This is a genomic window from Corynebacterium glucuronolyticum DSM 44120 (assembly GCF_030440595.1).
GTDB classification, from domain to species: domain Bacteria; phylum Actinomycetota; class Actinomycetes; order Mycobacteriales; family Mycobacteriaceae; genus Corynebacterium; species Corynebacterium glucuronolyticum.
In genome coordinates this window covers 1413733-1439127 of the sequence record NZ_CP047452.1, presented here as the reverse complement: position 1 = coordinate 1439127, position 25395 = coordinate 1413733, and the positions used below count along the sequence as shown (strand labels likewise).

Here is a 25395-nt window from a genome sequence, read left to right as displayed (position 1 = left end):
GATTGAGAAAGAAAATGGCAACCATTCCAAATTTTGCAGACGTCACTCGCGTTCCCGATGAGCCGTCCGCACCCGCCGCTGGTGGGGCACAGGTAAAAGATGAGCACATCTGGGAGACGCCGGAAGGTATCGAGGTTAAGCGCGTATTTAACCGCGCCGACCGCGACGCTCTTCTCACTGGAGAGAACCCTCACCCGCTGGATTCCTTCCCCGGTCTCCGCCCGTTCATGCGTGGGCCGTACGCCACCATGTACACGAACCGCCCGTGGACGATTCGCCAGTACGCTGGCTTCTCCACTGCTGCGGAGTCCAACGCCTTCTACCGCCGTAACCTGGCAGCCGGCCAGAAGGGCCTGTCTGTGGCCTTCGACCTGGCTACCCACCGCGGTTACGATTCCGACAACGAGCGTGTGCTCGGCGACGTGGGCATGGCCGGTGTGGCCATCGACTCCATCCTCGACATGCGTGAACTGTTCCAGGGCATCGACCTCTCCAACGTGTCTGTGTCGATGACCATGAACGGCGCCGTGCTCCCGATTCTCGCCCTCTACATCGTTGTGGCCGAGGAGCAGGGTGTCGAGCCGGAACAGCTGGCAGGTACGATCCAGAACGACATCCTCAAGGAGTTCATGGTTCGTAACACCTACATCTACCCGCCTAAGCCCTCCATGCGCATCATCTCCAACATCTTCGAGTACACCTCGCTGAAGATGCCGCGCTGGAACTCCATTTCCATTTCCGGCTACCACATCCAGGAAGCCGGTGCTACAGCGGACCTCGAGCTGGCCTACACGCTGGCCGACGGCATCGAGTACATTCGCGCCGGTGAGGATGTGGGCCTCGAGGTGGATAAGTTCGCACCGCGTCTGTCCTTCTTCTGGGGCATTTCCATGAACACCTTCATGGAGATTGCAAAGCTCCGCGCTGGCCGCCTCCTCTGGAGCGAGCTCGTGGGCAAGTTCAACCCGAAGAACCCGAAGTCGCAGTCCCTGCGTACGCACTCCCAGACCTCTGGCTGGTCGCTTACCGCCCAGGACGTGTACAACAACGTTGCACGCACCTGCATTGAGGCCATGGCTGCAACTCAGGGCCAGACCCAGTCGCTGCACACCAACGCCCTTGATGAGGCGCTGGCTCTGCCGAGTGACTTCTCCGCTCGTATTGCCCGTAACACCCAGCTGCTCCTGCAGCAGGAGTCCGGCACCACCGCTCCGGTGGATGTGTGGGCAGGTTCGTACTACGTGGAGAAGCTCACTGCTGAACTTGCCTCCCGTGCCCGCAAGCACATTCAGGAGGTTGAGGAAGCCGGCGGTATGGCGCAGGCCACGATCGAAGGCATCCCGAAGCTCCGTATTGAGGAATCCGCTGCACGTACCCAGGCACGCATCGACTCCGGCCGCCAGGCCCTCATCGGTGTGAACAAGTACAACGCGCTGGAGGACGAGGAGATCGAGGTTCTCAAGGTGGAGAACTCCCGCGTCCGCCACGAGCAGCTGGAGAAGCTCAAGAAGCTGCGCGAGGAGCGCGACGAGGCTGAAGTACAGAAGACCCTCGACGCCCTCACCTACGCTGCCGCTCACGAGGACGAGAAGAAGCCGGGCGATCTGTCGCTCAACCTCCTCAAGCTCTCTGTCGATGCAGCTCGCGCAAAGGCCACCGTGGGAGAAATCTCCATGGCTCTGGAAAAGGTCTTCGGCCGCCACGAGGCTGAGGTTAAGACCCTGTCCGGCGTGTACAAGGACGAGGTAGGAAAGGAGGGCAAGGTGGATAACGTTCAGCGTGCTATCGCCCTGTCCGACGCTTTTGAGAAGGAAGAGGGCCGTCGTCCGCGTATCTTCATCGCGAAGATGGGCCAGGACGGTCACGACCGTGGTCAGAAGGTTGTCGCTTCCGCCTATGCCGATATGGGCATGGATGTCGACGTGGGACCGCTGTTCCAGACCCCGGCCGAAGCTGCCCGTGCAGCCGTGGATGCCGACGTCCACGTTGTCGGTGTGTCCTCGCTCGCTGCTGGCCACCTCACACTGGTGCCGGCACTGAAGGAAGAGCTGAAGAAGCTCGGACGTGAGGACATCCTCATTTGCGTCGGCGGTGTCATCCCTCCGGGTGACTACCAGGAGCTCTACGATATGGGCGTCATCGCGATCTACGGTCCTGGCTCGGTTATTGCCGATTCCGCCATCGACCTGATCGAGAAGGTCGCTTCCAACATCGGTATCGAGCTCAACGTTCCTGAAAAGTAAATCAGTGGAGCGTTAACGCATGCGGTTCGGCCGTGCTTCTCTCACGAGGAGTGCGGCCGTTGCCGTATCCCCGCATTGAACGCTGACGTTTTACGTTGACGGAAATAGGAAATCCGCGCCGCAACAGCCCGCCTACGGGAAGGTTTGCCCACCACGAGGAGACCGGGTCGCAAAGCGCCCCAAGGTGCCCCAATGTGCTTCAAGTGGAAAGGCTTTCAAAGGCATCCGCAAACGTGCCAGCAAAGGCCTAGGCAAACGCGTTCATAGAAGAGCCGCATACGAGTTGAAGGCGAAGATGCGCTGCCCCGAGTCGCAGGACAATAAAGCCTCCCATACCCAGTGAATGAGCGGTTGACCGACTGCAAAGTACGCCCATAGCGCATAGGACCCGTCTGAGGGCAGAGTCACTTAGGCAGAAAGGCGTCTAGTAGGAGAGGGCAAGGGCGAGGGAGGAGGGGAGAGCAAGGGGGAAGCGCTCATCGAGGAGAGCCACGGGCACCCGGATCCAGTATTCGGCCATTTTCGGGGATATTTACGTAGACTTAAGTAAAAGGAAATCGAATGTTTCGCTGCGGAAGGCGCAGCGTGTGAGGACTGTAGTTGTGAACGAAGATCTCGAGTTTTTGGAGCACCACCTTGGTAGCTTGACCACGACCGCCGGTACCGATCTGGGTGATGTCACTGCAGTGGCACCAGAGGTGGTGAAACGGGCTCGCAAACGCATCAACGTGGATGAATTGGTCGAGGGAGTTGAGGCCAACGACCGGCGCTTCATCGCCCAAGCAATCACGCTCCTGGAATCGACGGCGGTGGCCCACCACGTGCTCGCACAGGAGCTCCTGGTTCGGCTGCTTCCCAAAGCCGGCCATGCCCTGCGCGTTGGTATCACCGGTGTTCCAGGCGTTGGTAAATCGACGTTCATTGAGGCTCTCGGGCAGAAACTCATTGCCGACGGCCACAAGGTCGCCGTCCTAGCCATCGATCCGTCCTCCACGCGCACCCGTGGCTCCATCCTGGGCGATAAGACCCGTATGGCAAAGCTGGCCGCCGATGACAATGCGTACATTCGCCCTTCGCCGTCTGCGGGCACCCTCGGTGGCGTGGCAAAGGCAACACGAGAGTCGATCGTCGTCCTCGAGGCGGCTGGCTACGACATCATCCTCGTGGAGACCGTCGGTGTGGGCCAGTCTGAGGTCGCCGTCAGTCAGATGGTGGACATCTTCACCTTCCTCGCGTTGGCCGGCGCAGGCGATCAGTTGCAGGGCATCAAGAAGGGTGTTCTGGAGATGGCGGATCTTGTAGCAATCAACAAGGCCGATGGAAAGAACGTCCGCAACGCTAAGCGCGCAGCGCGCGAGCTCGGAGCAGCCATGCGCATGGTGCGCCAGCCGGACGAGGACTGGATGCCGCCTGTGATGACGATGTCTGCTGTGGAGCACACCGGCGTGGATGAGTTCTGGGACCATGTCCTGGAGCATCAGAAGGTCATGCGGGAGAACGGAAAGTTTGAGGAAAATCGTCGGGAGCAGCAGGTCAACTGGACATGGCAGATGGTCCACGAGACGATCCTGCAACGTCTCAACTCCCACCCACTAGTGCAAAAGAAGAAGGAAGAGACCGAGCACGAGCTTCGTGACGGAACGATCACGCCAACTCTTGCTGCGCAGCAGATCGTGCAGGCCTTCGATACCCCGATCCCAGAGAGCTAGCTTTCTCCCACGGCTTGTAAACCTTGACAGCCAACGATGACCGGCGCGGACTCTACTTTGTGCCCGCGCCGGTTTCGATTGCGGGGACGTCAACGCGTGCGTGCGGAGCGCCACCAGGCAGACGATGAAGAGAGTTGCTTTTACGACAAGCCGGAAAGGCGACGGGGAGATTACTCAGACAGCGACTCTGCCGTACGGGGTCATGATTACTGAATCACCGCCCCACGTCCAATGCAAGCTCATAACGAGACTCATAAGCTGGTTCCCAGCCACAGTGTCTGCCAAGTAGCGGATAAAACGCTCCTGGATAGTGCCCGCGCCGTTACTACTTAACCAACCAAGTGGCCCAACCAACCAAGCGGACGAAAAGACAGGAGCGACCGAATCAACCATGCATCTGCGGTTGTGCGCACCAAAATGCACTCGGCGATGGTTTATTCGCGAAGGGACTATCCGCACAGTCAAAGTCACTGTAGCCGCATTCAGACCATGTACACGTAGTATCATGAGACTCTAGGGCTGGGAGGGAATCGTCGCTAAACAAAACGTCGCTAAACAATTCAAAGCTAGGCCTGAAGGCGCAGTGCGGATAGCCCGGAATCAGGTTAGCAACAGGTAAGGTCAGGCTATCGTTTCTGCTTGTGCTCTCGCGTATGTTCCACGTGCACACATAGACAGCTCGGCGGGGCTACCTGATGTGCTCGGCTAAAAGAACAGATGCTCTCGCGTCTTCTTTAGCCAAACAGACTTAGACTCTTTGGCACCTTCACGCCATTCCCTCGCGGGTGCGTTAGGCAACGAACTTCGTTGGAGGACTACTTACCGTTGCCTCACCCCGAATTTCGTCGGTACACTCGGAGACGTTCCAGGTCATTGATATTTATCCAGAAAGGTGAAAAATCATGGGAGATCTACTTACGGATCATGGTCCGAACCCCTACGTGCTGAACATTGAGGAAGTTACTAAGGAAAATGAGAACTTCCGCGATACCCTGTGGACTGGCAAGCACCTTCAAATGACGGTAATGAGCATCCCCGCCGGTGGAGAAATCGGCGCTGAGGTGCATGACGACCATGATCAGTTCCTTCGCCTCGAAGAGGGCAAGGCACGAGTTATGATCGGTGATTCTGAGGATAACCTCGACATCGACCAGGAGGTAGAGGACGACTGGGCAATTTTCGTTCCCGCTGGTAAGTGGCACAACGTCGTAAACGAGGGAGACAAACCGTTCAAGGTGTACTCGATTTACGCAGCTCCGGACCACGTCGCCGGAACCGTTCACAAGACGAAGGAAGACGCGGATAACGATCCGAACGAGCAGCACTAGCGCTCCGGGGCACCGCCGGTTTCTGGCGTGTGAACCACGGCGTAGGTCAGATTGTCGGTAGCGCCCCCACTGCAGACTAAAGCCGACCCAGATCAGAAAAATACTTGGTCGGCTTTGCTTATGTCGGCAGCAATAGCCACGGGGGATTGCCCCCTGCAGCAGTAGCTGCGGGGGTTGTCATCTAACAGCGCTTTGTACGCACTGTTCTCGGCAACTGCTTTTACGGATCCTTGATTCTCAAGCTCTGACGCATGGGAGTAGGAGAGTCTAGATGTAGGAATGAGAAAATTAAGGCGCTAGCTACGCTCAGGCATCGAACCAGGGTGCCACATGCCAAGCTCGGACGGCATGTCGTCATCGTCGGGGATTTCGCCCAGTGGGACGAAGCCTAGACGCTTGTATAAAGCTGCTGAGTCTGGGGTTGATGCTTCCAGATAAATCGGTGTCTCACCGGCACGCTCCATACCGTGTTTTAGGAGTGTGGTACCTAGACCCTCTCCCTGGTGGCCGGGACGCACAGCGAGGGTGTACAGGTACCAGTGGGGGAACTTCGGGTGAAGCATCTCAGAACGTCGTTCACGGAGCACCGCTGCGATAAAGGACTTGCCAAAGACCCGTACGTAGTCAGGGACGTAGCGAAGAAGCGACAGAAAGGTGATGGGCTTTCCAGGCTTGTTCCACAATGCGACCCCAAGCATCTCGCCTTCTTCGTTGAACTCTACGTCAACAATACCGTAGGGGAGATACTCGTGCCGGAGCTGGAGATCGAAGATTTTTCGGAGGTTCTTCGTCTCGTCGGACAGTGGCTGCATGATGCGGCGAAATGCTGGGTCGGTTTCAAATGCATCGGTGAGGATATCAACGATCTGGTTGACATCGCCTTCAGTAGCAGGACGGATCTTTAATGTCATAGTTCTTATCGTAACGCCACGAGGATTCTCACGCCGTGTTGCCTTAGGTATGCAAAATCCCCCCGCATTTCTGCGGGGGGATGCTGTGCCCGAGGGGGGACTTGAACCCCCACCTCCGTTAATAGGAGACTAGCACCTCAAGCTAGCGCGTCTGCCAATTCCGCCACCCGGGCTAGGTGATGTTCACACTCTCGTGTGTGGCACGTGGAATACTTTAACCTACACACCTCAACGCAACCAAATCTGCAGGTCAATAGGTAAAACTTGCGGCTATTCAAGTTACAACGATGTTGTTTTGAACGTGGCGCATCAGGCATCCCACCAAACTGCTGGCAGTCTACGACTGAGACCTTTGGAACAGTGTCTTCCAAGTGAAGTAGCAAGTAGCCATCTTTCTCGAGCATTAGGCCTGGCTAGTCTGTGCGCGAAGGCAAACTTTCACCTAGATTTGGAGTATGACTGACTACCGAAACGACTCTCGCTTTCCAGGCCCTGATCCGTACGCACCGCTGAAGAATCTTCCTTCCTTCACAGTAACATCCACCGATTTTTCCTGCGGTGATCAGCTTCCGAAACAGCAGAGGGGAGCCGCTAGTGTTTCCCCTCAGTTGGCATGGAACGTCGACGAGCTCCCCGAGGGAACGAAGTCGATCGCGATCACGTGCTTCGACCCTGATGCACCAACAGCTTCGGGTTTCTGGCACTGGGGTGTCTTTAACATTCCTGCGACCGTCTCTTCTCTGCCCAGCGGAGCTGGCAAGCCTGAGCTTGAGGACGTACCTGAAGCCGTGTCCTTGAAGGGCGATTCTGGAAACCGTGGCTACTACGGCTCGAATCCTCCTGCCGGACACGCTCCGCATCGCTACCTCTTCGCTATCCATGCAGTTGACACGGAGAAGCTTGATATCGACCCGGATTCTCCTGTCACTGTTCTTGGATTCAATCTCTACTTCCACTCCCTTGCTCGCGCGATCTACTGGGGCTGGGACCAAAACTAGGCTTGCCAAAGGCAGCGGCTGCCGTCCACTGTCTTCACAGGATGCCTAATAGGGTTGGCCTTACTACGGTCGCTCATTCTCTCAACCAGCGATAGCTGAGGCCTAATCCGCTTCTGCACGTCGATGTCGATGCGGAGGGGAGAGGACACTGGAGCCAAAAACTGCACTATAAATTCTTCGCGCCGAGTGGGAGGAGATCGTCCTGCTCGGAGTGAACGCTTGTGCTGATTTCCTCGCTGTGTGTGTCTTCGGGGGGATAATCTTGATCGTGTGGGTTCGCACGGCAGATTCAGGTGTCTCGCTCCCCGTCGCTATAGCCAACCCTCGTGGGGGAGTAGCTGCGCTCCCTTAAGTCACGACTTCTTGTTCATGCTTCCGCAACGAGTGCGGTAGATCATCCGGAGCCAGGTCTTCGGCCCGGACGGTGTGACCAACCCGTTCGATAAACGAAAAGGAGAAAATAAGAAATGGCAAACCGCTACTACCGACGTTCCGGCGAAATCCTCAGAGACGACGGGCAAGAAATCTGGTCAATCTACAATCCGAAACTTAGGGGGTGGGAGCGGACGAAGCGCGCGAACGAAGCGTACGCAACGGCGTTCCAAGACCCGTTCCACAGAATCAGCGGAGAAGAAGCCCTTAAGTCAATCGCAGAGCGACAGCAGCGCCGGGACAAGTGGGAAGAACGATACAAGCGGGAGCACCCCGACGAGTGGAACAAATACCACCCGGACAACCCCGTCCAAATCGACTAGCCCCGTACCGGGGCGTCTAGACGGCAACCCCGCCACAACACCGCGCACAGGCAACAATAATCCCGCGCCGGTTGAGGTGAGCACGCGTGAGCTAACCAAGGCGGACGTTAAGGCATGCCTAGACGAAGTTAACCTGACAGCCGTTGACAATGTTGACATCAACCCGCCGGGTATGGGAACACCGGAGAGCGGTGATCTTGGTTTAATCCCCCGCGAGGGGCGGGATGAGGTGGGGAACACAGCAACAGGTATCGCTCCGGGAGACCCCGTAGCGATACCTGTGCCTCTTGTTAATTCTCCTCGGGGACGTAGGGCTGCTTGCAGCCCACGGCATCAGAAAGGTTCTGGTAGCCGTGTACATCCAGCTGTCGCAGAAGATCCTTGTGAATGTCGCGGATGAGATCCGGGCCCTCGTAAATCATCGCGGTGTAAATTTGCAGAAGGTTAGCACCCGCTGCGATCCGGTCCCACGCATCCTTCGGCGAGGAAATACCACCGACAGAGATGATTGCGAGCTCACCGTCAAGCTTGTCGTACAGCCGCTTCGTCACGTCGAGCGCGCGGCTGGTAAGTCGCGGACCGGAAACACCGCCGGCACCCATCTTCTCAACCTTGGCTTTGGGAGTGTTTAGGCCATCACGCGAAATCGTCGTGTTCGTAGCGACAATGCCAGCCAAACCCATCTCGCGCGCCAAGTCGGCGACAGCATCGATATCGTCGTCTGCGAGATCGGGGGCAATCTTTACCAATACCGGGGTCTTCGTAGACTGCTGAACCACCTCGATGATCGGACGAAGCTCATCAACGGCTTGCAGGTTGCGCAGCCCAGGGGTGTTGGGGGAGCTGACGTTGATCACCAGGTAGTCGGCCAGATCACCGAGAAGGGTAGCCGAGCGACGGTAATCATCGGCGGCATCTTCCACGGGGACGACCTTGGTCTTTCCGATATTGATGCCGATAACATCGTCGGATGTACGCCGACGGAGATTGTCCGCAACAGCAGCCGCACCGATATTGTTGAACCCCATGCGGTTGAGGATGCCTCGATCTGCCTTCAAGCGAAACAGTCGGGGAGCGGGGTTGCCCGGTTGCGGCGAAGCCGTGACGGTACCGAGCTCCGCGTAGCCGAAGCCAACGGCCGTCCACGCATCGGGAGAGGTTGCATCCTTGTCAAAGCCTGCGGCAAGGCCCAGCGGACGGGGGAAGGTGACCCCGAAAACTTCTTGCTCAAGGCGGGGATCGTGTACTGCGATGATCTTTTCCAGTACGCGGTTGAGGGGCGTCACCAACTGTAGAACGCCTAGTCCGCCACAAATGATGTCGTGAATACGCTCAGGCTGAATGGTGAACATTACCTTCAAAGCAGCGTCATACAGCGCGGTACGGACAGGGTGAGCCATGTGCGGACTCCTTAACAATACGTGGGCGTTATCCGGTGGTACCCCACATGAGAGTCTTCGCTTTGCACCCGTAACAGGGCGCTTATCTGGACTCACATGCGAGTTATACGACCATTAATGTACCCCACTGTATGGGGGATACTCCAAGCGCGTCCCGCGAGGCTATTTTGCGGGGATAATCTGCAGACCTTCACCGGAAGCAGACCCGATGACGAGGGTGCCGTTGTCAAGAACAGCAAGTGCCTGTGCATCAGCAACGGTGTTCTTTGCGTCCTTCTCAATAGGTTTGCCTGTAGCCAGTGAATAGCTGGTTACCTTGTTGTCGCCCAGGGTTGTCACCCAGGCAGTGTCTGAATGGTTATCCCAGGCTACTGCCCACGGATGCGGACCAATCGGAACCGACTGGTGCAGACGGATGACATCGAGGTTGTTGTAGATCCGCAAGGAATCCCCGATATTATCCGCAACAAGCATCGTTGTGTTCTCTGCGGGGGCGATGCGGGAAACACCAACGCCGGCTCGAAGCGAGCCACCCGTACGGTCCTTCACGAGGTCTACTCCGGTTACCCTGGTCTGACTCATATCGGAGGCTACGACAGCATCCGGTAGGTCCGTTTCACCCGTGCGCGGGAGGGCGATGATTTGGTGAACGGGTCCACCAGTGTTGACCTCGGTGTTGGATGTGGATTCTCCGGGTTTGAAGATTGTCACCGCGTCGGCCTCTGGGCTACCGCCAATGACCGTGCCGTCGGTTGTTACTGCCGCAGCAACAAATGGTTGGAGCGCCGAACGGACATTATCCAACGCTGGTTTTTCAGCATCGATGAGGAAAATCTCACCGGAGTTACCGCCATCCCTAGCAACAGGGCAGGCGATGACGAAAGTCTTATCGGTGACCGTGAGGTCTCCACACTTCGCACTGATCTGCAGCGTTGTGCCCTCGTTTTTCTCCAGGGCGTCGACGGTGCCAACGTGCAGGAACGGGCCCGTGCGCACAGCGAGGATGTCTCCAGCAGCCTCAATGTCCGTGATCTCCGGGAATTTCTCGTCAACCTGGAAGACCGTGCCATCGGGCTTGTTAGATGCCGGTGACTGCTGAGGAGTGGCGTTGCCTACAGGGTTATTGATGTAGTCCGTTTGTTCCTCAGTTGTCTTCATCGATTCCTGTTCATCGGCAGCACCGCAGGAGGTGAGTCCGATGGACAAGGCCGTAAGAAGGCCACATGCGCTGATAAGTTTCCGGCTCCGAATATTCACTCGTCCTACGCTACCAGAGTGAAAAATGAACTCCCACCACGGCTTTCCCGAGCTGTGTCTGCGTGGTGCTGTGTGCTGGAGGTGCGTGCTTAGGCTGACCCGGTAGGACAGGGCATGATCCCGGTGAGCGGATTTGTGGGTCCCGTTCGAGCAAAATATGAGTGGCCTGTGACTATTCGTGACTACCCCTGCGCCGTGTCTCCCGAGTTGGTTTGGCGACGGTGTATGGTTGCACCCGTGATTGCTACGGAACTAGCCGCCGACGCAGCGGCTCACACCGCCGACACGATGACGTGGGGACAAACGATTGTCCTGTCCATCGTGCAGGGCCTTACCGAATTTCTCCCTGTAAGCTCCTCCGGGCACCTTCGCATTGTCAGCGAACTGCTCTACGGCCATGATGCCGGCGCTTCCTTCACCGCCGTTGTCCAGCTCGGCACGGAGGCTGCCGTCCTGGTGTACTTTGCCAAGGAAATCTGGACGATTATCCGCTCCTGGTGCATCGGTCTGGTGAATAAGGAAAAGCGCGACTTCTACTACCGCATGGGATGGATGGTCATCTTTGGCACGATTCCCGTTGGTGTTCTCGGGTTCCTAGGCAAAGATCTGATCCGTGAAAATCTTCGCAACCTGTGGATCACAGCAGGTGTTCTCGTGGCCTTCTCCTTCGTCTTCATCTGGGCAGAAAAGGTGGGATCCAAGAAGCGTGGCTACGACGAGCTGACTATGCGGGACGCAATCCTCATGGGCTTTGCGCAATGCCTTGCCCTGATTCCTGGCGTTTCTCGTTCCGGAGGCACGATCTCCGCAGGCCTTTTCCTCGGTCTGAACCGCGATGTCGCGGCGAAGTTCTCGTTCCTGCTCGCGATCCCCGCAGTGCTTGCCTCCGGGCTGTTTTCGCTTCCCGATGCCTTCGCCCCCGAAGCCGGCCAGGCCGCATCGGGCGCGCAACTTCTTGTGGGCACAGTTATCGCCTTCGTGTTGGGCTATGCCTCCATCGCATGGCTGCTGAAATTTGTTTCAAACAACTCGTTCTCCTGGTTTGCCGCTTACCGCATCCCCGTCGGTATCTTGGTCATGATTCTGCTGGCAACAGGCGTTTTAGCAGCCTAGTCCCCGTACCCATCCGTCCACAGCCCCTCCGCGCTCGAATCAAGGTCGCCGGAGGGGTTTCGCCTATCATCGTCCGCTTCCTATCTCCGTCCGCGTCCGCGAGCTTCTGGCCGTTTCCAATCGCTTACCGTTTCCTCCTGTAGATTTGGTTGCTTTCCCCACGGTGGCCCTTTGTCCGCCCGCACCAGATCAGTGCCGGGGGGCTTGTCTGGAGCGACTCTGGATTTTCTTCCGGTCAGGCACCCTCCGGGCGGCTTTTAGGCACCTGGGTGATCTCTCCTCTCTAAGCTCCCTGTCCCTTTTCAGTGCGTCGGCTTTTCGACGTTTCGTCGTTACGGAGTTCGGTTACCCCCGGGTTTGCCCGCGTACGATGACTATGCAGTCCGCGCAAGAATACGCCCGCGAGGTGCGAAGTAGCCGGATTGTTGGGGTGACAACTAAGGTGGGTGGCATGCAATCGTGGCCTGTACCTGAACATTCCGCTTTCGACTCACTGACCGGCACACCTGTGCCTCTGAACCTTTATGATTCGGCCGATGACCGGATCAAGCCTGTGAAAGCGGGTAAAGTCGCCACCATGTACGTGTGTGGCATTACACCGTACGACGCGACCCACCTCGGCCACGCCGCTACATACCTCGCTTTTGACCTCATCTACCGGCAGTTGAAGGCTAATGGCCACGACGTTCACTACGTCCAGAACGTGACCGATGTGGACGATCCGCTCTTCGAGCGCGCCGAGCGCGACAACGTCGACTGGCGAGAACTGGGCACCTCCCAGATTGACCTCTTCCGCTCCGACATGGAAAAACTCTCTGTATTCCCGCCACAGGACTTCGTCGGCGTGCAGGAAGCCGTGGATGAGGTTATCGATATGGTTCAGGAGCTCATCGATAAGGGCGTGGTGTACGCCATTGACGATCCCGAATACCCCGACCTCTACGTCCGCGTGAACGCAACCGAGCAGTTTGGCTACGAGTCCCGCTTCAGCCGTGAAGAGATGCTCGACGTGTTTGCCGAGCGCGGTGGCGACCCCGAGCGCCCGGGCAAGGAGGACCCGCTCGACGCCCTCGTGTGGAAGATGGCGCGACCGGGGGAGCCCTCCTGGGACGCGCCGTTTGGTGCTGGTCGCCCGGGCTGGCACATTGAGTGTTCCGCTATCGCACGCAACCGGTTGTCGGTGCCCTTCGACATCCAGGGCGGTGGGCGCGATCTTGTGTTCCCGCACCATGAGTTCTCCGCCGCACACGCGGAGGCGGCCACCGGCGAGCCCCGCATGGCGGGGCACTACGTGCACGGCGGAATGATCGCCCTCGACGGTGTGAAAATGTCGAAGTCCCTCGGCAACCTCGTGTTTGTATCCAAACTGCTGGAAGAAGGCCACACTCCCGCAGCGATCCGCCTGTCGGTGTTTAGTGGTCACTACCGCGCCGATAGAGATTTCTCGGGAGCAATCCTTAAGCAGTGCGAAAGCCTCGTGGAACGGCTGCGGGCAAGCGTCGACAAGCCATCACCCCGAGCAGAGGCCGAGGCCCTCGTGACCGAGATCCGTGAGGCCCTAGCCGATGACCTCGACACACCACGAGCCATCGCTGCCATCGAAGCGTGGGCGAACCGTGAGTGGACAGGAGCCACCGACCCGGAGGCCGGTCGCCTCGTCGCTAACGCACTCGATGCTCTCCTCGGAATCAAGCTGTAAGTCCTGGAAGCGTTGCAGATTGGTGACGCACCGCGCGTTGAACGTGCGAAAAGACGGTATATCGGAGACAATGGAGCACATGAGTATTCGCGAGAGCATGCAGGCAAGCGTTGACGAGTTCATCGCCAACCTGGAATCCTACGCAACAGGGTCTTACCTCAGGGAGAACGAAAAGGAATTCTGGGAGCAGCCCTTCGATCCTGCTGTCCTTCCTGAGCTGCGGAGCATCGTCGAGGCATTCCTCGACAGCCTTGACCGGCTCGGTGATGAGCCGTCACAAGAGGCCATCCACGGTGTTGTCAACGGATTCATCGATCGGACGCAGGCCTTTGATGACACGAACGTCGGCGCTGTCATTGAGCCCGAGGAAGAAAACGACCTCAACCTCTTCATTCACCGCGCTTTGGAAGCAGGCGGGTTCGACGAGGAGACCATCGCTTCCACACCGGAGTTCGAGTAACCGCCCGAAGCATTGGCGGGGCAGCGACCTCGCGCTCCTCATCAGGGATGTCGGTACCGCCAGGTTTCCCACCTCCGAAAGGCGGCGATGAAACCCGGCTACATGCTTCTTTACACACTTCACTGTCACACGTCTTGTTCGAGAGTCCGTGGGGTGGGTTTTAGTCTGCGAGGACGTGGCGGGCTTTTCCGCATGGGCGGGCTAGATGGGCGCTACTGTATGCGGAGGTTCGGTGGGAGCTCTCGCATGCGAGGAGTGGCTACGCGGGTGTTGTTAGGGGGCTTGCCATGAACAGCCGGACTCCGTACCTCCTGTCTGGCTCTCGTGGCGCTCAAGGGCGGGTTTTGGTGGCTGGGGTAGAACGTCTACGGTTGAAACCATGGCACAAGAGCAGACCTCACGTGGCGGCACGCAATCTACCGCTGCGACCATTGAACAACTCAAACCCAATGAGAAGCGCAACGGTCGCGCGTACGTCACGGCCATGGGGCTGCAGGGAATCGGCGACCAGCTAGTCAACGCAAAGACAGTGCTGCCCTGGGTCTTCTCCGCCACAGGGGTGCCCGCCTTCATCACCGCGTTGCTCGTTCCGATCAGGGAATCCGGCTCGATGCTCCCTCAGGCCGCCATCACCGGCTGGGTTATCAGCAAGAAACGGCGCGCAACAGTATGGTCCATCGGTGCCATTATTCAGGCCCTGTCAGCCATTGCCATGGGCCTGGCCATTGGTCTTACCCGCGGAGTACTTCTCGGACTGCTCGTCATCATTTTCCTGGCCTCATTTTCCACCGGGCGCGCAATCGGGTCTATTTCTTCCAAGGACGTCCAGGCACGGACGATTTCCAAAGGTCACCGCGGCCGGCTTACAGGGACCTCGACAATGATCGCCGGCATCATCGCCATCACCGTGGGCTTAGCCATCCGCGCCCGCGGTCACGATCTCTCCGTCGGCTTCCTCGCCCTCCTGATCGCAGCCGGTGGCGTGTGCTGGTTGTTGGCAGCGTTGGTGTTCACTCGGATCATCGAGCCAACACCCGAAAACAGCGCTTCGAAGGGGAACGGATCCAACTGGGTGAAGGATTCCTGGACGCTTCTTGCCACCGACAAGCCCTTCAGGCGGTTCGTCATCGTGCGTGCGCTGCTGCTCGCCTCTGCTTTGTCACCCGCGTTCATCGTGGCCTTGTCCTCACGCACATCGGATGTCCTCTCCGGCCTTGGCTCCTTTATCGTCGCCTCTGGTCTCGCCAGTCTCATCGGCGGGCGGGTCTCCGGAATACTCGCGGACACGTCCTCACGGAACACGATGGCCTACGGTGCGCTAGCCACATCCATTGCTTTGCTTGCCATCGTCGGGCTCAGTTACATTGACTTGATCGCCGCATGGACGCTGCCCATTGGCTTCTTTGCCGTCACCCTCATCCACACCGGTGTCCGCGTCGGCCGCAAAACGTACGTCGTCGACATGGGGGAAGGTGACCAGACAACCCAGTACGTCGCCGTCGCTAACACTGCGATGGGGGTTATCCTCCTTATCGTCGGCGCTATCTCCGGTGTCATCGCCATGGCCGGAGCCCGCGCGGCACTCGTCGCGCTTGCGCTCGTCGGTATCGTTGGGTTCTTTCTCGCCCGTTCCCTCCCTGATGTCTCCGTACGCTCCTCCGAACGTTCTTAGTACGCCTCCGATACATCGGAAAAGTCCTCATTGTGCACGGAGAGCTGTGCGTCGGATATAGTCACCTAGGACAGATTGTTGAATGACACACCAACGGAAGTGGTGCACGCAGTAGCAATGGCGATGAAAGCGATCTTTTTCGATATGGACGGAACTCTTGTGGATTCCGAACCCCTCTGGGGTCAGGTAACCGCAGAGTTCTCCCGTCGCCTTGGACACGAGATGACCGACGAAGAGCTGTACGCGACGATGGGTGGGTCCTTCGACCACACGGTCACCTACGTCGGAAAGCTTAACGGGCGGACGTTCAACGCTGAGGAGCGCAAAGAACTCATGCGCGTGTTCTACGCCGAGGTCATGCAGCTCATGAAGGACGTGCTCGTTCCTAAGCCCGGTGTTGTTGAACTCCTGGAGTCGGTCTCCGCGGCAGGTATTCCCCAGCTCGTAACCACCAACACGTACCGCACGCTTGCCGACGTCGAAATCGCCGCCGTAGGCACCCATTTCTTCTCGTCCTCCGTCGCCGGTGATGAGGTGGAAAACGGCAAACCGGATCCCGAAATGTACCTCAAGGCGGCAGAGATCGTCGGAGCTAAGCCAGAAGAGTGCCTCGTCTTTGAGGATTCCGTTGCGGGAATGACCGCCGCAAGAGATGCTGGATGCGTAGTCATCGGCCTTCCTCCCAGCCACGGCGATGCCATCGATGGTGTAGCAACGCTGCAGGAGCTCCACGGCTCCGATTCCTTCGAGGGAGTCACCGTCGACACGTGCTCAGTCTGGTTCACTCAGCTTAGTAGCAACGCTTAGCCGGAGCTAAGGCGGACTGGACGAGCTCTGCACAGCCATAGTCGGGGGTAAAACGCGTTAGTTTGTGGCTGGAACCAGGCACGGTAGGCGCGTTCGTGTGGCACAATGATTTGGTATGAAAACATTTGACTCTTTGTTCCAGGAGCTCGCTAACAAAACCGCTGAAAGGCCGGAGGGATCCGGCACCGTGCACGCGCTGGATCAAGGCGTCCATTTCATTGGCAAAAAAGTCATCGAGGAAGCCGGTGAGGTTTGGCTCGCCGGCGAATACCAGTCCGATGAAGAGCTCGCCGAGGAGATTTCGCAGCTGTTGTACTGGTCCCAAGTCATGATGATTAAGCGGGGCTTGACCACCGACGATGTCTACAAATACCTCTGACGTTCAGACGCTGCAGGTTCCCGCCTTCGGCTAACTCCGACCAACTTCGACCGACTTCGACTAACGCGAAAGGTTTATCGGAAGCCTCGCCCTCCTAGGCGAGGCTTCCACTGCAGGTGATCACTGACAACCACGTCAGGTCTTAAAAATCCGGGTGATGGCTGATTATTGACTACGCATCGCCCATATTCTTGACACATCCAATTTTTTAACGCTTAAAAGAAAAGAGCACTAACGGCATGCTGCGAATCGCTGTACCGAATAAGGGGTCTCTCAGTGAGGTGGCTATGGAAATCCTCACCGAGGCGGGCTACGCTCGCCGCCCCGATTCGAAAACACTCACTGTTCTCGATAAAGATAACGAAGTCGAATTCTTTTTCCTTCGCCCAAAAGATATCGCCATTTACGTCGCTGGTGGCCAACTCGATATCGGCATCACCGGCCGCGACCTGGCGTTGGATTCACAGGCTGACGTTGAAGAGCTCCTACCACTGGGGTTTGGAAACTCCCGTTTCTTTTTCGCGGCTCCAGCCAACCAAAAGTGGTCAGTAGGAGATCTAGAGGGGAAGCGGATTGCGACAAGTTACCCACACCTTGTGCGTGCTGACCTCGCTCGGCGCGGAATTCAGGCTACCGTCATCCGACTTGACGGAGCAGTGGAGATTTCCATTCGCCTCGGTGTTGCGGATGTCATTGCCGATGTTGTCTCGACTGGACGGACTCTGCGTCAGCAAGGTCTGGCTACATTCGGAGACCCACTCGTGAGCTCTGAAGCAGTTATTTACGGCCGCCGTGGCCGCGATGTAACAGAGGCGATGCGCATTTTCATCCGCAGAATTGAAGGAATTCTACGTGCACGACGGTTTATGATCCTCGACTACAACTGTCCCAAGAGTCTCCTTCCCAAGCTCACCACCATTACACCGGGACTGTCAGGAGCTACCGTGTCTCCACTGGCTAAAACAGACTGGGTTGCCGTGCGCGCTATGGTACCTAGGGCACAGGCAAACACCATCATGGATGCGCTATCTGCCGGCGGGGCAGAGGCAATCCTGGCCACGGATATCCGAATAGCCCGCTTGTAACACACGCGAAAAAGCCGGTCTGGTTCACAGTCACTCTGCCGAACCAAACCGGTTTCGCTTTATATTCAGGTGCTATCCGTCGCAGCGAGCATCCGCCTTCGTGCCGCGCAATGTCGGTCAGCGACAAGAAAGCGGAGCGGGTGTTTCTATCACGGTTGGTCTACGCCTATGCGAGAGCCCCCATCGGATCCCATACGGGCAGAACAATCGGTTCTCCGCCGATGGCCTCTTGATAATCTGCGGGAAGCAGATCACGCCGGACTGCTACAGCAAAGACGTACTCATCAAACCATGAATCGTTCATGGTCCAAAAGCCCTTGTCTGCCTTATCAGGGCCCCACGAGTTCTCCACACGCCAACGACGAGGAACCTTTTCCTCCGACTCATCCACACCAGTGAAGACCATGGCGTGGGTCATGAGTGAATCGCCGGAAATGACCCGTTCTCGTTTGTCCATTCCAAGCTCAACGCCGTACACGCCTTCGTAGTCCAGCACGTGTGCGTCCCAGACCCCGAGTGTGCTCTCTGCCTGTCGCAACGTATCGCAGCCGAACCAGACGGAGGTGCCCTCCGCAAGCGTGGCAGCAACTGCCTTCTTCATAACCTGGATATCCGCGTTGAGGTATGTAACCGGCGTGGCACCGACGACGTTGCCCAAATATTCGACGGTGAGGATATCCTTTGGCGCGTGCCGTGGATCATTGACCACGCACACGAAATCGTCAAGGTTGACAGTGACGTACGTGTCCTTGAACTCGAGGGGCGTCATCGTTCCCTTGCGAGTAAACGCATTATCCTTGTCTCGATACTGCCAGACGAATTCTTTCGGGGGAGTACCGAGGTGAATGGTCAGCACGCGGTACGCATCCTCCAAAGCCTGCCGCTTCACGGAGGCTCGTTCTTCTTCAGACTCGGCCTTGCGGAGCAGGTACGCGCCTCTGCGCAATACAGTGGACAGATCGCGATTCATTGCCCGCGTGTCTGACGATGAATTTGTATCCGGCATCGCATATTGCGGAACGATTCCGTACTTATTGATGAGCGCCACGAGCATGTTCCACTGGCCACCGTCCTCAATAGGAGCCTGCAGGAGGTGTGCCACCGTGCGGTCAAGGATGTCGCGTTCGCGCAGTTCCTCCATTGCCTCTAGGAAGTAGTTTGCTTTTTCAAGCTTGTCCCAGAAGTGAATGAAGGTCTGGGAGAGCTCAAAATCCTTTACCTTCGTTTCCTTCATGATGGGACCGCGCAGCATGTTCATACCTGCGAAAATCCAGCAGCGACCAGACTTCTTTTGGTTAGCAACCGCCCAGTCATCCACCTTCGTGGAAACACTGGTGTCGATGCCAGAGAGAATGTCCCGGTTGACCGCGAGCTTGTCCACGCCTGTTGTCGTGACAGCGTTGCGGGAGACGCGGAATGATCGGTCTGCCTGCAACTTTTCGTTTTCCGCCCTAATTGCATCGAGGGATAGTCCGCGTGTGCTCTCGTTTGTAGCCATTGTGTTTGTTCTCCCTTCCTAGCTCATCGGATCCCAGCAGGGCAACAGGATGCCTTCGCCATCCCATGCCTTCAGCAACTCTTCTGGCGCGTACTTTCTCCTCACGACGACTGAGAAGACGTTGTCGCGGAACCAATCGCTCGTCATCGTTCCGTAGCCGTCGCCACCGAGTTTCACTCCCTTGTGATCCTCATTACCCCAGGAATTTTCCACTCGAAAGTGACCGGACTGCTCATCAAAGCCAGTAAGAACCATGGCGTGAGTAGGAGCCTCCTCCCAGGTCAACATCCTTCCTGCGCGGTCGAAGGCGAGATCGATGCCGTAAATATCGGGAAGATTAATCAGGTTGCGATCCCACATCCCAAGGATTGCGTCGAACTGGGTGTTCACATCACAGCCAAACCAGACGGGATCGGACTGTGCGATGGAGTCAATCGCTGCCTGACGCACGACCTCGATATCAGCGTTTACGTACCGGTAAACGGGGGTGCCCCAGACGTTCGTCGCAAGTTCGGTGTCGTACGCCTGGTTGACCTTGTGCTCCGGCCGGGCATCGAAGGCAATTTCAACGAATTGGTCGAGATCGGGGAGGTATTTCTTTGCGAACTCTTGTGGAGTGAACTCACCTTCGCGGTGGAAATCGCCATCCTTGGTGCGGTATTGCCACACAAAAGATGTCGGCGGGGTGCCTAAGTGGATGCCAACGACACGCTGAATAGCTTTCATGGCCTCGTCAATAGAACCATTTTCCATTACGGTTTTTCGGACAATGGTGTGAATGGCACGGTTCATCGCAGGCGTATCGCCAGCCGAGTCAGAATCGGGCATTGCGTACGAGGGGACAGCGCCGTACTTAGCAACGAGGTTGTTGACGTAATTGAACAGGCCACCGTCACCTGCGGCGCCGTCGAGCACGAATGCAGTCTCGCGGTCACCGAGATCGATTCTGCCGTCATCGGTTCGGGCAGCGTGGGGCTCTTCATTGCCAAGCAAATAGTTAAGGGCAAAGTAGGCCTTTTCCAACTTGTCAAAGTACTGCAGATACGCCTGAGAGAACTCAAACTGCTCGAGATTAAGTTCCTTGGCTATCTTCTGCCGGTACATGTTGAGCGCGGCAAACATCCAGCAGCGTCCAGAGGTCTTCTGGTTCGTTACCTTCAGAGAATCGAGTTTGACTTCGATGGTGGGGTCCAGGCTGACTACCTTGTCCCTGTCCAAGGCGACCTTGTTTACGCTACATGCTGTGACAGCGTTTCGCGCGACGGCTACCGTGGGGTCTTCGGCCACCTTCTTCTGAATCTCCTGAACGCAGTCTCCGGTAAGAGGCTGCTTACGCATATCTTGTTCCATACCCTCCTTTATACGCCTGACATGCACATCTTTTGGGAATTATCGATGGTTTTCGGTACAGCATCCCGAGTGGCGGCATTTGCGGTGCTCGATGGAGGTGGACATGCCGTAGCGAACCGCTCTTTCACAACCTGAACGTGGGGAGCAAAGGAGCACAGTGGACAAGGTAGGGGGACACCGGACGCTCGATTGTCACGAAAAGAAGATGTTTGGGAGGAGGAGTAGTTCAGAGTTAATGCCTGACATTGGCCGGAAGCATGTGTGGAATGCCTAGTTAGTGTTTGAGACTCGTACTGGCGCCGAGTGGCACAGCTCACCAGCACGTAACGGGACTGAAGAAGAGCTGCATGGTCACATGCGGGGCTGTACAACCCCATGTGGGGGGTAAAATCTTACGTTTAAGCCAAAGACAGGGGAGTATGCCCTCACCACGATGTGACTATAGTGATGGAAATCACCCTAGTTGATCCCTAATTTCCGCATCATTATTCACAGACGACTATCTCTAATGAATAAATACCGCAGAGGTGACTGTTAAAAAGCGCCCCCAGATAGGTTCTTACCTCCGATCTCGCCACATTCAATTGCATTCCTGCATAAAAACTGCCCGGATTCCAACTCATTTCGCGGTAAAACTATTTATTTTGGTTGTTAAAAATGTCTGTTGAACAGAACGTTTGGCAGATAGGTCTTACCTAGCTATCGTGATGTTGTTCCTACGAAGCAGTAGGCAAGAGGTTCGTCTCACGAACTGAGGGTGACGTGTGTCCATTCGCCATTTTCGCGCAAGCCGAACGCTTAACCTGTGCAATAATCGTGGGGTAGCTACTCTTATAGTGGCTACAGGGTGAAGTACAAGGAGCCCGGTGCATCCGCAGCAGGTTCCCCGGGACCCTCACCGTATAACCTAATAAGCCGTTGAAGTTCTAAGGATTGATTAACAATCCCCCTTATTGAATAGCCATTTTCTCTAACGCTACGTGGCCCGTGCCAGGTAGCGGACACAGTACGAAAGGGGCTAGGAGAGAACTGCGAGGCGATCGAGTCTCCATCGCTTTTCTTCGTGCCACGCGCTTCCTGGCGGAGTCGTTTGGCGTGTTGGGTTTAGAGATGGGATAGTGACGACCTATCGGTCATGATCTGGATGGTCCGGAAAACGGCTTTTGAGACCTAAACATTTTACGCCTTTTGATTAGACAAAAGGAGAAAGCATCTCATGCTTGTCGCACTACAAATAATCATCGTCATCGCAGCCATCGTTCTCGGCGCGCGATTGGGCTCCATCGGCATCGGCTTTGCCGGCGGCCTCGGTGTACTCGCACTAGGTATCGCCGGTGTCCCCGTAACAAAAGAAGACATTCCGTTCGATGTCATCGGCATCATCATGAGCGTCATCGCGGCGATTTCCGCGATGCAGCTCGCCGGGGGCCTAACTTATCTTGTACACGTCGCAGAAAAGATTCTGCGCAGAAACCCGAAGAACATTACTTTCCTTGCTCCGATCGTTACCTACCTGATGACCTTGCTTGCAGGTACTGGACACACGGCGTTTTCCACGCTCCCCGTGATCACCGAGGTGGCGAAAGAAGGAAAGGTTCGCCCGTCCAGGCCGTTGTCCGTGGCCGTTGTCGCTTCCCAAATGGCGATTACGGCATCACCGATCTCCGCAGCCGTCGTCTTCATGGCCTCTGTGCTTGAGCCACTCGGCGTTGGATATCTCCAGCTTCTTGCCGTAGCTATCCCTTCTACTTTCCTCGCTATCTTCCCCACGGCTTTGATTTCTAACAAGATGGGTAAGCAGCTTGAGGACGATCCCGTATACAAAGAGCGTCTCGCAAGCGGTCTCGTGCAGCCTCCAGCTCGCCAGAAAGACTACGTCCCGCCGGCAGGAGCAAAGCTTAGCGTTGGTATCTTCCTTGCTGCCATCGTTATCGTGATGGTGTACGCCACCCTTATCTCCGACCAAATTGGCCTGATCCAGAACCCCACACTTCCTCGCAACGAAGCCATTATGTCGATCATGCTGGGAGCCGCCACCATTATCGTCCTAGCGTGCAAGCAAAAGGCCGGAGAGGTTCTCAACACGCAAGTGTTCAAATCCGGTATGTCTGCCGCGGTTTGCGTGATGGGCGTTGCATGGTTGGGTACGACCCTCATCAATCAGTACATCGACCAGATCAAATCTGCATCCGGTAGCGTACTCACCGATTACCCGTGGCTCCTCGCAGTGATTCTGTACTTTGCTGCGTCCCTCCTGTACTCCCAGGCCTCTACCACCAAGGCGCTCATCCCAGCAGCCTTGGCTGTGGGCGTCAGCCCGCTAGCAGCAGTTGCAGCATTCCCTGCGGTTTCCGCGCTGTTCGTTCTCCCCACGTATCCGACGCTCCTTGCGGCAGTGGAAATGGACGACACCGGATCGACTCGAATCGGCAAGTACGTGTTTAACCACCCGTTTATCGTCCCAGGCACGGTATGCATCGCCATCGCAGTTGCCCTGGGGTTCCTGTTCGGTTCAGTCATTCTCTAGCAGACCTATAGCTAGCATCGGTCCTTCCCATCCACGCTGGCTGTTTCCGCTGTTTTGTTTTCACCACGGTCAGACCCGGCGGGCTGAGGAAACGGATCGAGGAGAGTGGCACAGCGATGACGATCCGCAGAATTTAATCTTCATATCGGACTGCTCACTACTGGATAGAATCCTCCTCGCCTAGTCGAGCAATGATAGTCCCCAGTTGTGGCTGTTCCTCCGTCAACTCACATGAAAAGGTGGTGTATTCGTTAGTCGTAGCGCGAAAGGAGAAACGACATCGTCTCACGTCCCTTGCGTTTGCTTTCCTACCCTCTAAGGGGTGGAGCTCAACAAAATGGTTGAACAATTATTTCGCAGCGTAGGGCAGGTAAGACACGATTTCACTAACAAAAAAGCTTGCCAAGATAGTATCCACGCAAAAGACAGTGGCATACTTAAGAACGTAGGACAAGCCTCCATATAAAAGCAGGTAATCTGCAATTTCCCAACCTCACGTTTGCCGTGATTTGTGGCAAACAATCTGAATAGAAAGTATCGAAAAAGTGGTAGACACTAACAAGTCCACTCGCACCGAAGAAGACCTCCTCGGAACGATGGAGATCAACAACGATTACTACTACGGCATTCACACCCAGCGAGCCATCGAGAACTACCAGATCTCCGGCGTAACCGTTAACTCCCAGCCAGATTTCATCCGGGGCATGGTATACACCAAGAAGGCAACCTCCATCGCCAACAACCAGGTGGGAGCACTGGAGAAGGAAAAGAGCGACGCCATCAACTGGGCATGCGACCAGATCATCAACGAGGGCGCGTGCATGGATCAGTTCCCGATCGACCTGTTCCAAGGTGGCGCCGGAACGTCGCTCAACATGAACACCAACGAGGTCATCGCCAACCTTGCTCTTGAGCACCTAGGCAAGGAAAAGGGCGAATACGATGTCATCCACCCGAACGATGACGTAAACATGAGCCAGTCCACTAACGATGCCTACCCGACAGGCCTCAAGCTCGGCTTCTACGCCGGTGTCCAGACGCTCGTCGCAGAGCTCGAGAAGCTCATTTCTTCGCTCTCTGCAAAGGGCGACGAGTTCGCATCCGTGTTGAAGATGGGCAGGACGCAGCTGCAGGATGCTGTCCCCATGTCCCTCGGTCAAGAGTTCAGCGGTTACGCTCACACGCTGGCAGACGAAATCGACAACCTGCAGCACGCCGCCAAGGAGCTTCTCGTTGTCAACCTGGGCGCTACCGCCATCGGCACGGAGCTCAACACCCCGGATGGATTCACCGAGGCAGTTACCAAGGCGCTCGCTGACGTCACTGGTCTTGATATCTCTTCCGCGCCCGACCTTGTCGCTGCTACCAGCGATCAAGCCTGCTACGTTTCTGTTCATGCTGCGCTTCGTCGCCTCGCTATCAAGCTCTCCAAGACCTGCAACGACCTTCGTCTCCTGGCCTCCGGACCGCGAGCAGGCCTGAAGGAGATCAACCTGCCCGAGCGTGCCGCAGGTTCGTCCATTATGCCGGCCAAGGTCAACCCGGTTATTCCGGAGGTTGTAAACCAGGTTTGCTTCAAGGTCTTCGGCAACGATGTCACCGTTGGCTACGCCTCGGAGGCTGGCCAGCTTGAACTCAACGTGATGGAGCCCGCCACGGGACAGGCAACTTTCGAGTCGCTGACAATCCTCACCAACGCGATGAAGACGCTGCGTGAGAAGTGCATTGACGGAATCACGGCTAACCCCGAGATCTGCAAGAGCCACGTTCACAACTCCATCGGCACGATTACCTACCTCAACCCCTTCATTGGGCACGCAGCTGGCGACAAGATCGGCAAGGAAGCTGCAGAGACGGGTAAATCGGTTCGCGAGCTCGTCCTTGAGCATGGGCTTCTCGACGAGGAAACCCTCGACAAAGTTCTTTCCGATGAAAACCTCATCAACCCGTCTATGGACATCGCTCCCAAGAAGTAGTCGGCTGCGCCTTCTACGTGGCGCTCCATCGACTTCCCCCTGCCTCCTGCGAAATATATTCAGCTCATCGTTCTCCATCAGGTGAGTCGCACCACGGTGGGGGAGGGAAAGGCCACAGCCCCTCGGGGTTGTGGCCTTTTTGCGAATATGTACTGCTGCTGGTTTGCCTTTCCCGGCCGGGTCAGCTCTCACCCCACTCACATCGCTCACTCCACATCTACAGGTTCG

The 25395-nt window shown here is 56.7% G+C and carries 19 protein-coding genes and 1 tRNA gene; 14 read left to right on the top strand and 6 right to left on the bottom strand.

Going from position 1 to position 25395, the window contains the following annotated elements:
* Nucleotides 1-14 precede the first annotated feature (14 nt).
* The 3 genes from scpA to CGLUCO_RS06475 all read left to right on the top strand — a co-directional run bounded on the left by scpA (nt 15) and on the right by CGLUCO_RS06475 (nt 5280).
* A complete protein-coding gene (gene scpA, locus CGLUCO_RS06485) occupies nt 15-2243 on the top strand; it encodes a methylmalonyl-CoA mutase (protein WP_005390050.1) in 2229 nt (742 codons plus the stop codon).
* 602 nt (nt 2244-2845) lie between these two features.
* On the top strand, nt 2846-3952 hold the full coding sequence (gene meaB / locus CGLUCO_RS06480; RefSeq protein WP_005390052.1) for a methylmalonyl Co-A mutase-associated GTPase MeaB: 1107 nt from the start codon (nt 2846-2848) through the stop codon (nt 3950-3952).
* A 902-nt stretch (nt 3953-4854) separates the two neighbouring features.
* Complete coding sequence (locus CGLUCO_RS06475) at nt 4855-5280, top strand: cupin domain-containing protein (protein ID WP_005393964.1); 426 nt, start codon at nt 4855-4857, stop codon at nt 5278-5280.
* Between the two features lie 296 nt (nt 5281-5576).
* On the opposite strand, the gene CGLUCO_RS06470 is transcribed toward CGLUCO_RS06475, so the two are convergent.
* Nucleotides 5577-6191 carry a GNAT family N-acetyltransferase gene (locus CGLUCO_RS06470; protein ID WP_084036330.1) on the bottom strand — a complete coding sequence of 205 codons (615 nt, stop codon included), beginning with the start codon at nt 6189-6191 and terminating at the stop codon, nt 5577-5579.
* Between the two features lie 86 nt (nt 6192-6277).
* Nucleotides 6278-6364, bottom strand: a tRNA-Leu gene (locus CGLUCO_RS06465).
* Between the two features lie 282 nt (nt 6365-6646).
* On the opposite strand from CGLUCO_RS06465, the gene CGLUCO_RS06460 reads away from it, so the two are divergent.
* Together CGLUCO_RS06460 and CGLUCO_RS06455 are read left to right on the top strand one after the other, a co-directional pair.
* Nucleotides 6647-7189, top strand: a complete 543-nt coding sequence (locus tag CGLUCO_RS06460) for a YbhB/YbcL family Raf kinase inhibitor-like protein (RefSeq protein WP_005393962.1) — start codon at nt 6647-6649, stop codon at nt 7187-7189.
* A 467-nt stretch (nt 7190-7656) separates the two neighbouring features.
* Nucleotides 7657-7944, top strand: coding sequence for a hypothetical protein (locus CGLUCO_RS06455; RefSeq protein ID WP_084036331.1), 288 nt, complete (start codon nt 7657-7659; stop codon nt 7942-7944).
* Nucleotides 7945-8234: 290 nt separating this feature from the next.
* Here CGLUCO_RS06455 and CGLUCO_RS06450 read toward each other — a convergent pair whose 3' ends face one another.
* Both CGLUCO_RS06450 and CGLUCO_RS06445 read right to left on the bottom strand, forming a co-directional pair.
* A complete protein-coding gene (locus CGLUCO_RS06450; protein WP_005393958.1) occupies nt 8235-9344 on the bottom strand; it encodes a quinone-dependent dihydroorotate dehydrogenase in 1110 nt (369 codons plus the stop codon).
* A gap of 162 nt (nt 9345-9506) precedes the next feature.
* On the bottom strand, nt 9507-10601 hold the full coding sequence (locus CGLUCO_RS06445) for a YncE family protein (RefSeq protein WP_084036332.1): 1095 nt from the start codon (nt 10599-10601) through the stop codon (nt 9507-9509).
* A 288-nt stretch (nt 10602-10889) separates the two neighbouring features.
* On the opposite strand from CGLUCO_RS06445, the gene CGLUCO_RS06440 reads away from it, so the two are divergent.
* The 7 genes from CGLUCO_RS06440 (at nt 10890) to hisG (ending at nt 17816) form a co-directional block, all read left to right on the top strand.
* Nucleotides 10890-11714 carry an undecaprenyl-diphosphate phosphatase gene (locus CGLUCO_RS06440; protein WP_198481513.1) on the top strand — a complete coding sequence of 275 codons (825 nt, stop codon included), beginning with the start codon at nt 10890-10892 and terminating at the stop codon, nt 11712-11714.
* A gap of 451 nt (nt 11715-12165) precedes the next feature.
* Nucleotides 12166-13413 (top strand): cysteine--1-D-myo-inosityl 2-amino-2-deoxy-alpha-D-glucopyranoside ligase, encoded by a 1248-nt coding sequence (gene mshC / locus CGLUCO_RS06435; protein WP_198481414.1) that lies wholly within the window; start codon nt 12166-12168, stop codon nt 13411-13413.
* Between the two features lie 79 nt (nt 13414-13492).
* Nucleotides 13493-13873: a hypothetical protein gene (locus CGLUCO_RS06430; RefSeq protein ID WP_232621844.1), complete on the top strand. Its 381-nt coding sequence runs from the start codon at nt 13493-13495 to the stop codon at nt 13871-13873.
* Nucleotides 13874-14252: 379 nt separating this feature from the next.
* Entirely contained in the window at nt 14253-15545 is a 1293-nt protein-coding gene (locus CGLUCO_RS06425; RefSeq protein ID WP_005390067.1) for an MFS transporter, read from the top strand.
* Nucleotides 15546-15662: 117 nt separating this feature from the next.
* Nucleotides 15663-16352 carry an HAD family hydrolase gene (locus CGLUCO_RS06420; protein ID WP_084036336.1) on the top strand — a complete coding sequence of 230 codons (690 nt, stop codon included), beginning with the start codon at nt 15663-15665 and terminating at the stop codon, nt 16350-16352.
* Between the two features lie 115 nt (nt 16353-16467).
* A complete protein-coding gene (locus CGLUCO_RS06415; RefSeq protein WP_005390069.1) occupies nt 16468-16731 on the top strand; it encodes a phosphoribosyl-ATP diphosphatase in 264 nt (87 codons plus the stop codon).
* A 239-nt stretch (nt 16732-16970) separates the two neighbouring features.
* Complete coding sequence (gene hisG, locus CGLUCO_RS06410) at nt 16971-17816, top strand: ATP phosphoribosyltransferase (protein WP_005390070.1); 846 nt, start codon at nt 16971-16973, stop codon at nt 17814-17816.
* A gap of 166 nt (nt 17817-17982) precedes the next feature.
* Here the strand turns inward: hisG and CGLUCO_RS06405 are convergent, their stop codons facing one another.
* Both CGLUCO_RS06405 and CGLUCO_RS06400 read right to left on the bottom strand, forming a co-directional pair.
* Complete coding sequence (locus tag CGLUCO_RS06405) at nt 17983-19314, bottom strand: C1 family peptidase (RefSeq protein ID WP_084036337.1); 1332 nt, start codon at nt 19312-19314, stop codon at nt 17983-17985.
* 18 nt (nt 19315-19332) lie between these two features.
* The gene (locus CGLUCO_RS06400; protein ID WP_005393940.1) at nt 19333-20664 is read right to left on the bottom strand and encodes a C1 family peptidase; all 1332 of its coding nucleotides are present in this window, start codon (nt 20662-20664) and stop codon (nt 19333-19335) included.
* A gap of 1216 nt (nt 20665-21880) precedes the next feature.
* Between CGLUCO_RS06400 and CGLUCO_RS06395 the strand changes: the two genes are divergently transcribed.
* Together CGLUCO_RS06395 and aspA are read left to right on the top strand one after the other, a co-directional pair.
* Complete coding sequence (locus CGLUCO_RS06395) at nt 21881-23191, top strand: anaerobic C4-dicarboxylate transporter (RefSeq protein ID WP_005393938.1); 1311 nt, start codon at nt 21881-21883, stop codon at nt 23189-23191.
* Between the two features lie 545 nt (nt 23192-23736).
* The gene (aspA, locus tag CGLUCO_RS06390; RefSeq protein ID WP_005393936.1) at nt 23737-25167 is read left to right on the top strand and encodes an aspartate ammonia-lyase; all 1431 of its coding nucleotides are present in this window, start codon (nt 23737-23739) and stop codon (nt 25165-25167) included.
* Nucleotides 25168-25395 lie beyond the last annotated feature (228 nt).

Excerpts from the sequence above, each read along its gene's own strand:
- scpA (WP_005390050.1), top strand. The coding sequence starts at position 15 with ATGGCAACCATTCCAAATTTTGCAGACGTCACTCGCGTTCCCGATGAG.
- CGLUCO_RS06475 (WP_005393964.1), top strand. The coding sequence starts at position 4,855 with ATGGGAGATCTACTTACGGATCATGGTCCGAACCCCTACGTGCTGAAC.
- CGLUCO_RS06470 (WP_084036330.1), bottom strand. The coding sequence starts at position 6,191 with ATGACATTAAAGATCCGTCCTGCTACTGAAGGCGATGTCAACCAGATC.
- CGLUCO_RS06460 (WP_005393962.1), top strand. The coding sequence starts at position 6,647 with ATGACTGACTACCGAAACGACTCTCGCTTTCCAGGCCCTGATCCGTAC.
- CGLUCO_RS06455 (WP_084036331.1), top strand. The coding sequence starts at position 7,657 with ATGGCAAACCGCTACTACCGACGTTCCGGCGAAATCCTCAGAGACGAC.
- CGLUCO_RS06450 (WP_005393958.1), bottom strand. The coding sequence starts at position 9,344 with ATGGCTCACCCTGTCCGTACCGCGCTGTATGACGCTGCTTTGAAGGTA.
- CGLUCO_RS06440 (WP_198481513.1), top strand. The coding sequence starts at position 10,890 with ATGACGTGGGGACAAACGATTGTCCTGTCCATCGTGCAGGGCCTTACC.
- mshC (WP_198481414.1), top strand. The coding sequence starts at position 12,166 with ATGCAATCGTGGCCTGTACCTGAACATTCCGCTTTCGACTCACTGACC.
- CGLUCO_RS06430 (WP_232621844.1), top strand. The coding sequence starts at position 13,493 with ATGAGTATTCGCGAGAGCATGCAGGCAAGCGTTGACGAGTTCATCGCC.
- CGLUCO_RS06425 (WP_005390067.1), top strand. The coding sequence starts at position 14,253 with ATGGCACAAGAGCAGACCTCACGTGGCGGCACGCAATCTACCGCTGCG.
- CGLUCO_RS06420 (WP_084036336.1), top strand. The coding sequence starts at position 15,663 with ATGGCGATGAAAGCGATCTTTTTCGATATGGACGGAACTCTTGTGGAT.
- CGLUCO_RS06415 (WP_005390069.1), top strand. The coding sequence starts at position 16,468 with ATGAAAACATTTGACTCTTTGTTCCAGGAGCTCGCTAACAAAACCGCT.
- hisG (WP_005390070.1), top strand. The coding sequence starts at position 16,971 with ATGCTGCGAATCGCTGTACCGAATAAGGGGTCTCTCAGTGAGGTGGCT.
- CGLUCO_RS06405 (WP_084036337.1), bottom strand. The coding sequence starts at position 19,314 with ATGGCTACAAACGAGAGCACACGCGGACTATCCCTCGATGCAATTAGG.
- CGLUCO_RS06400 (WP_005393940.1), bottom strand. The coding sequence starts at position 20,664 with ATGGAACAAGATATGCGTAAGCAGCCTCTTACCGGAGACTGCGTTCAG.
- CGLUCO_RS06395 (WP_005393938.1), top strand. The coding sequence starts at position 21,881 with ATGCTTGTCGCACTACAAATAATCATCGTCATCGCAGCCATCGTTCTC.